The 8,194-nt window shown below is 39.3% G+C and carries 4 protein-coding genes; all 4 read left to right on the forward strand.

Features of this window, described 5'->3' with window-relative positions; all coding sequences use genetic code 11:
• Positions 1-24: 24 nt before the first annotated feature.
• A complete protein-coding gene (gene rnr / locus ADG81_RS06800) occupies positions 25-2,379 on the forward strand; it encodes a ribonuclease R (RefSeq protein WP_049551291.1) in 2,355 nt (784 codons plus the stop codon).
• Positions 2,342-2,809: an SsrA-binding protein SmpB gene (gene smpB, locus ADG81_RS06805; RefSeq protein WP_001051750.1), complete on the forward strand. Its 468-nt coding sequence runs from the start codon at positions 2,342-2,344 to the stop codon at positions 2,807-2,809. Before rnr ends, smpB begins: the two co-directional genes overlap by 38 nt.
• A 14-nt stretch (positions 2,810-2,823) precedes the next feature.
• Complete coding sequence (gene tehB, locus ADG81_RS06810) at positions 2,824-3,684, forward strand: SAM-dependent methyltransferase TehB (RefSeq protein ID WP_049551292.1); 861 nt, start codon at positions 2,824-2,826, stop codon at positions 3,682-3,684.
• Between the two features lie 256 nt (positions 3,685-3,940).
• On the forward strand, positions 3,941-8,194 hold a 4,254-nt coding region (locus ADG81_RS06815; protein WP_049551293.1), incomplete at its 3' end, for a DUF1542 domain-containing protein.

Raw genomic sequence — 8,194 nt, forward strand, 5'->3', positions numbered from 1 at the left:
AATTAAAAAATCTAGAAAGAAAATATGAAAGATAGAATAAAAGAATATTTGCAAGACAAGGGAAAGGTAACTGTCAATGATTTGGCTCAGGCTTTGGGAAAAGACGGATCCAAAGATTTTCGTGAGTTGATTAAAACCTTGTCCCTAATGGAAAGAAAGCACCAGATTCGCTTTGAAGAAGATGGGAGTCTGACCTTGGAAGCCAAGAAAAAACATGAGATTACTCTCAAGGGGATTTTTCATGCCCATAAAAATGGCTTTGGTTTTGTTAGTCTAGAAGGGGAAGAGGACGACCTTTTTGTAGGAAAAAATGATGTCAACTATGCTATTGATGGTGATACCGTTGAGGTCGTCATCAAGAAAGTCGCTGACCGCAACAAGGGAACAGCAGCGGAAGCCAAAATCATCGATATCCTAGAACACAGTTTGACAACCGTTGTCGGTCAAATCGTACTAGATCAGGAAAAACCTAAGTATGCAGGTTACATCCGTTCGAAAAACCAGAAAATCAGCCAACCGATTTATGTTAAGAAACCTGCCCTTAAACTAGAAGGAACAGAAGTTCTTAAGGTCTTTATCGACAAATACCCAAGCAAGAAACATGATTTCTTTGTCGCTAGTGTCCTCGATGTGGTGGGGCATTCAACGGATGTCGGGATTGATGTTCTTGAGGTCTTGGAATCAATGGACATTGTATCCGAGTTCCCAGAAGCTGTTGTCAAGGAAGCAGAAAGTGTGCCGGATGCTCCGTCTCAAAAGGATATGGAAGGTCGTCTGGATCTAAGAGTTGAGATTACCTTTACCATTGATGGTGCTGATGCCAAGGACTTGGATGATGCGGTGCATATCAAGGCTCTGAAAAATGGCAATCTGGAGCTTGGGGTTCACATCGCAGATGTTTCCTATTATGTGACAGAAGGTTCTGCCCTTGATAAGGAAGCACTTAATCGTGCGACTTCTGTTTATGTGACAGACCGTGTGGTGCCAATGCTTCCAGAACGACTGTCAAATGGAATCTGCTCTCTCAATCCCCAAGTGGACCGCCTGACCCAGTCTGCCATTATGGAGATTGATAAACATGGTCGCGTGGTCAACTACACTATTACACAAACAGTTATCAAGACAAGCTTCCGTATGACCTATAGTGATGTCAATGATATCCTAGCTGGCGACGAGGAAAAGAGACAAGAGTATCAGAAAATTGTTCCTAGTATCGAACTTATGGCCAAGCTCCATGAAATTTTAGAAAACATGCGTGTGAAACGTGGTGCTCTCAATTTCGATACCAATGAAGCCAAGATTTTAGTGGATAAACAAGGTAAGCCTGTTGATATTGTTCTTCGTCAGCGTGGTGTTGCCGAGCGCATGATTGAGTCCTTTATGTTGATGGCCAATGAAACAGTTGCCGAGCATTTCAGCAAGCTGGATTTGCCTTTCATCTATCGAATTCACGAGGAGCCTAAGGCTGAAAAAGTTCAGAAGTTTATTGATTATGCTTCGAGTTTTGGCTTGCGCATTTATGGGACTGCCAGTGAGATTAGCCAGGAGGCGCTTCAAGATATCATGCGTACTGTTGAGGGAGAACCCTATGCGGACGTATTGTCCATGATGCTTCTTCGCTCCATGCAGCAGGCTCGCTATTCAGAGCACAATCACGGTCACTATGGTCTAGCGGCTGATTATTACACTCACTTCACCAGTCCAATTCGCCGTTATCCCGACCTCCTTGTCCACCGTATGATTCGTGACTACGGACATTCTAAGGAAATAGCAGAGCATTTTGAGCAAGTGATTCCAGAGATTGCGACCCAGTCTTCCAATCGTGAGCGTCGTGCCATCGAGGCGGAGCGTGAAGTCGAAGCTATGAAAAAGGCTGAGTACATGGAAGAATGCGTTGGTGAAGAGTATGATGCGGTTGTGTCCAGTATCGTCAAATTTGGTCTCTTTGTTGAATTGCCAAACACGGTTGAAGGCTTGATTCATATCACTAATTTACCCGAATTTTATCATTTCAACGAGCGTGATTTGACTCTTCGTGGGGAGAAATCAGGAACAACCTTCCGTGTAGGTCAGCAGATTCGCATTCGCGTTGAACGAGCCGACAAGATGACGGGTGAGATTGATTTCTCTTACATTCCAAGTGAGTTTGATGTGATTGAAAAAGGCTTGAAAGAGTCTAGTCGTAGTGACAGAGGGCGTGGTTCAAGTCGTCGTTCAGATAAGAAGGAAGACAAGAGAAAATCAGGACGCTCAAATGATAAGCGCAAGCATTCACAAAAAGACAAGAAGAAAAAAGGTAAGAAACCTTTTTACAAGGAAGTAGCTAAGAAAGGAGCCAAGCATGGCAAAGGGCGAGGGAAAGGTCGTCGCACAAAATAAAAAGGCGCGCCACGACTATACAATCGTAGATACGCTAGAGGCAGGAATGGTCCTGACTGGAACTGAAATCAAGAGTGTGCGAGCTGCTCGAATCAATCTCAAGGATGGCTTTGCCCAAGTAAAAAATGGGGAGGTTTGGTTGAGCAATGTTCATATCGCGCCTTACGAAGAGGGCAATATCTGGAACCAGGAACCTGAACGCCGTCGTAAACTCCTGCTCCATAAGAAGCAAATACAAAAGTTGGAACAAGAGACCAAAGGGACAGGAATGACCCTTGTTCCCCTTAAGGTCTATATCAAAGATGGCTATGCCAAGCTCCTTTTAGGTCTAGCTAAAGGAAAGCATGACTATGACAAACGGGAGTCTATCAAGCGACGGGAGCAAAACCGCGACATCGCGCGTGTCATGAAAGCAGTCAACCAGCGATAAAAAGAGGAATGAAAATGGAAAAACTAGTTGCCTATAAACGTATGCCCTTGTGGAATAAAGAAACTATGCCTGAAGCTGTTCAGCAGAAACACAATACCAAGGTTGGAACTTGGGGCAAGATTACTGTTTTAAAAGGAACTCTCAAGTTTGTTGAGTTGACCGAAGAAGGGGAAGTTCTAGCTGAACACCTCTTTGAAGCAGGTGCAGACAATCCCATGGCGCAACCGCAAGCCTGGCACCGAGTAGAAGCTGTCACAGATGATGTAGAATGGTACTTGGAATTTTATTGTAAACCTGAGGACTATTTCCCTAAGAAATACAATACTAATCCTGTTCATTCAGAAGTTCTGGAAGCTATGCAGACAGTAAAACCAGGGAAAGCTTTGGATTTGGGCTGTGGTCAGGGGCGCAATTCTCTTTTTCTAGCCCAGCAAGGATTTGATGTGACAGCTGTTGATCAAAATGAATTGGCCCTTGAAATCTTACAAAGCATTGTGGAGCAGGAAGATTTGGACATGCCTGTTGGTCTTTACGATATCAATTCAGCTAGCATTGGGCAAGACTATGATTTCATCATATCGACAGTTGTTTTGATGTTTCTGCAAGCAGATCGCATTCCTGCAATTATCAAAAACATGCAGGAGAAAACCACTGTTGGTGGCTATAATCTTATCGTTTGTGCCATGGATACGGAGAATTATCCTTGCTCAGTGAACTTCCCATTTACTTTTAAGGAAGGGGAACTGGCAGACTATTATAAGGACTGGGAATTGGTTAAGTACAATGAAAATCCAGGCCATCTTCACCGTCGCGATGAGAATGGCAATCGTATTCAACTACGCTTTGCGACCATGCTAGCTAAGAAAATAAAGTAAATAAGAATGAAGATCTGGAAATTTCCGGATCTTTAAAAAAATGCTAAATGTTATAAAAAAATAATATTTCTGACAATATAATTTTTATTCCAAGAAACTCTATAATAATAGAATAAAATCACTTTTATGCGTATATATATATATACGCATAAAAGACTGTAATGGATTAAAAAATATGAAATAGGAGTTATTGTAATTATTAGAGTAAAAGTGTATTATAAGATGTGATACAAATATTTATTTTGGAGGAAATTAGATGTTTCATAAGGGTAAATACGATCGTGAAAAGCAATTACGTTTTTCTATTCGTAAGGTCAGCTTTGGTGCAGCTAGTGTCGCAGTAGCTGCATTGTTCATGTTTTTAGGAAATGGAGCAGTATCTGCTGCGGAGCAAGGGGGGCCTTCAACTAATGGGGAGACTCAAGCACTGCAACCTAAAGATCAGAATGCCCAGAATGGGACCTACGAAGGGAACACAGTAACCACTAATCCTGCTGCAACAGTAGAGACAAATACTCAACCTTCAACAGTTGAAAAAAGTCCTTCTCCAGAATCAGCACCTCAGAAGGTGGAGACTCTAGATAAGAAAGAATTAACAGATTTAATCAGAGAAATTGATGGAAAGTTTGCTAAAGGAACATATTCTACTAAGACAGAAGAAAGCGCTAACAACCTTAGATCTGTCTTAGAAGAAGCAAGAACAGTTTTGAGTAATGCAAAAACACAAGCAGAATTATCACAAGCACATGCAAACTTAATTGTAGCAACAACAAAATTACAAACAAAAGCAGAAGAGAAAAAAGAAGCACCAGCAGTTGATACTACAAATGGAAAAGCTACTGTAGGCATTAAAGCAACAAATACTGAAAAAACTTCAGAATCTAATTCGATTGCAAACTCAGGTTCTAGAGATGAACGTAATGGGAAAGTCTTGGATACAAATAACCCATTCCGTACGGATGCAGCTACAACGGATACAGATCCTACTGCGAATCAAACGTATACAGCACCTGCGGCAGATGCTAATTTAGAAACTTTAACTAAAAAACTTAAAACATTACGTAACTATATTGAGAATAACAAGAAAGTCCAAGATATGGATACTTTAGGGAATGAAAAAGGAGTTGCAGCTGGAAGCGTTGCTGAAATTACTGAATTTGGTGGCTGGAAAGCAGTAAATCAAGAAGATGGTAGTGCAGGGAAATTTGCTATAGCTAAAGCAACTGATAAAGGGGTATTTCCAGTTGAAACTATGAATATATTAGGAAGTGCAGCTAAAGCGTATGTTGGAGAACAGTCATTTGATAGAACTAGTAAGTATATGTTGTTTTTATCAGAAGTAAGAACGCAAGCAACAAAAACAAAGGAAGCGTATGATAATTCTGCATGGAGTGATAATGATGGAACATTTGGAAAGCATACTTCGAAAGCAGTTAAAGGATATAATGGAATTGAGAAAACTTTTAAAGTTTATTCTTCAGATAAAAACACTAAGGTAAATTTAGATTTTAAAACGGGTTTTAGTGGGCACCTAGATCATTCAGACGGAAGTAGTAGAGCTAATTATAAGGTAGAAGTTTTTAGTATTGATAGTAATAATTCGGAAACAAAAGTATATGAAGCTACATTCGATCCGTCAGTAGCTAAAGATAATGATGAGATGAAGATCACTCCTGCAAAAGATAGTACTTCAAGAGGGCAGTCGTTTAATATACCAAAAAACAATAAAGAGGCCGCTTTAGAAGAGTTTGCAAAGGATGTTTACAAACCTTATGCTACAGGTGGAACTTTTACTGCTAAAAATATTAATTTACCAGCAGGCTCTCAATCGTATAAAGTGAGAATTAGTTCCGCTGAAAATGGTAAATTGGGACTTGATTATCATTCAAACTATAAAGCCTACGCTTTACCAGTAACTGGTCTAGACTTCAATATTGATCAAGATACTGGTGCAATCGCTAAAGATTTATTATCTCGTATTTATGATAAGTTAAAAGCAACCGAAACAGCAGATACAGATGGAAAAACAAATGAAACAAAAGCTGCGTATTTAGCTGAATTAGAAAATATTAAGACACTTGTAACAAGTACGGAAGTTAAGAAAACAGCAGAATATAAAGAAGCTCTAGAATCTATCTTATCGAAGCAATTGGCATTAAAAGTTGATAAAACAGGTTTAACAGATTCTAAAACTTTACTGGATGGTTTAGTGAATGAAGATCCAACACCAGGGAAGACTCAGGATACTGCGGCCGCTTATAATGCTGCAAAACAAGAAGCAGTTAAAGCTATTGAAGCAGCAAAAACTGTTATTGATAATGAAAATGCTACTGTAGCTCAAGTTAGAGAAGCATTGGCAACTGTTAATGCTAAAAAACAAACATTAGAAACAGCGAAACAAGCTTTAATCGAAGCTGCAACAGCAGAAGAAAAAGCTAAATTAAAAGCTGATGCAGATTCATTAGTAAAAGCTGATACAACTGGAAAAACACCAAAAAGTATTGAAGCTTATAATACAAAATACGAAGCGATAAAAGCACAATTAGAAGCTGCCAAAACAGAAGCTGCTGCAGTATTAGCAAAAGAAAATAATGCATCTAAAGCAGAAGTTCAAGAAGCTCAAACGAAAGTAGATGCTGCAAAAGCAGAGTTAACCAAAGCTGCAGAATTATTAGTCAATAAAGCTGATAAAACAGAGTTAACACAAGCAAAAGAAGCGTTAAGCACTTTAGCAACAGAAGCAGATCCAACAACAGGAAAAACTGCAGATAGTGCAAAAGCCTATAACGATGCGAAAACAGATGCACAAGAAGCAATTAAAACCGCAGAAACAGTAATTAATGACGAAAACGCAACTCCAGAACAAGTGACAGCAGCTTTAAACAAAGTAAACGAGAAAAAAACAGCTTTACAACAAGCTAAAGATGGTTTAATTGAAGCAGCAACAGTAGAAGAAAAAGCTAAATTAAAATCAGACGCAGATTTATTAACAAAAGCTGATGAAACAGGTAAAACACCAGATAGTATCGCAGTATATGAAAGAAAATATGAAGAATTAAAAGATCAATTAGAAGTAGCAAAAGCGGAAGCAGACAAAGTTTTAGCAAAAGGCAATAATGCAACAAAAGAGGAAGTTAAAGCCGCTCAAGCAAAAGTAGATGCAGTGAAAACGGAATTAGAAACTGCTAAAAATCTTCTTGTAGAAGCTGCAACTACAGAAGAAAAAACAAAATTAAAAACAGACTCTGATGCATTGAAAAAAGCTGATACAACTGGGAAAACAGCAGATAGTATTAAAGCATATGAAGCAGAATTTGAAAAATTAAAAGATCAATTAGAAGTAGCAAAAGCGGAAGCAGACAAAGTTTTAGCAAAAGGAAACAATGCAACAAAAGAGGAAGTTAAAGCTGCTCAAGAAAAAGTGGATGCAGCAAAAACAGCTTTAGATAAAGCAGCAGAATCATTGAAAGATCTTGATAGAGATGCTGCTAAAAAAGAAATTGCAGATGCCGCTAAAAAAGCCACGGATGCTATTGAAGCTAGTACTAGCTTAACGCTAGAACAAAAGGCGGAAGAAAAAGCAAAAGTAGCTAAAGAAGCAAAAGATGCAACAGATGCTATTGATAATGCAACAACTGAAGAGGGTATCAACTCTGCAAAAGATAATGGAAAATTAGCTATTGAAAAAGAAGCAGCAATTACAGCAATCAATGCTGAAAAAGCAGCGAAAGAACAAGAAATCGATAATAATTCTAAGTTATCCGATGAAGAAAAAGCAGCGGCCAAAGCAGAGGTAGCCAAAGCAGCTACCGAAGCAGTAGAAGCCATTAAAAAAGCAGATACACAAGCCACAGTAGAAGCAGCCCAAGCCAAAGGAGAAACAGCAATCAAAGCAGTGAATCCAGTCGGCAAAGAAAAAGCCTTGGAAGCAATTAAAGCGACAAAAGAAGCTAAGTTGTCCGAAATTGATAAGAATACTAGCTTATCCGATGACGAAAAAGCCGCATCCAAAGCAGAAGTAGCCAAGGTAGCAATTGAAGCAGTAGAAGCCATCCAAAAAGCAGCAACGCAAGAAGCTGTAAATACAGCTCAATCAAAAGGCGAAACAGCGATTAAAGCAGTGAATCCAGTCGGCAAAGAAAAAGCGTTAGATGCGATTCAAAAAGCTGCAGAAGAAAAAATTGCAGAAATCGATAAGAATGCTAAATTATCAGCTGAAGAAAAAGCAGCATCCAAAGCAGAAGTAGCTAAGGCAGCAATTGAAGCAGTAGAAGCCATCCAAAAAGCAACAACGCAAGAAGCTGTAAATGAAGTTCAAGCCAAAGGCGAAACAGCAATCAAAGCAGTAAATCCAATCGGCAAAGAAAAAGCGTTAGATGCGATTCAAAAAGCTGCAGAGGAAAAAATTGCAGAAATCGATAAGAATGCTAAATTATCATCAGAAGAAAAAGCCGCAGCCAAAGCAGAGGTAGCCAAAGCAGCTACCGAAGCAGTAGAAGCCATTAAAAAA

Origin of the sequence: Streptococcus pseudopneumoniae (assembly GCF_001070815.1) — a bacterium.
In the GTDB taxonomy this organism is placed as follows: domain Bacteria; phylum Bacillota; class Bacilli; order Lactobacillales; family Streptococcaceae; genus Streptococcus; species Streptococcus pseudopneumoniae_P.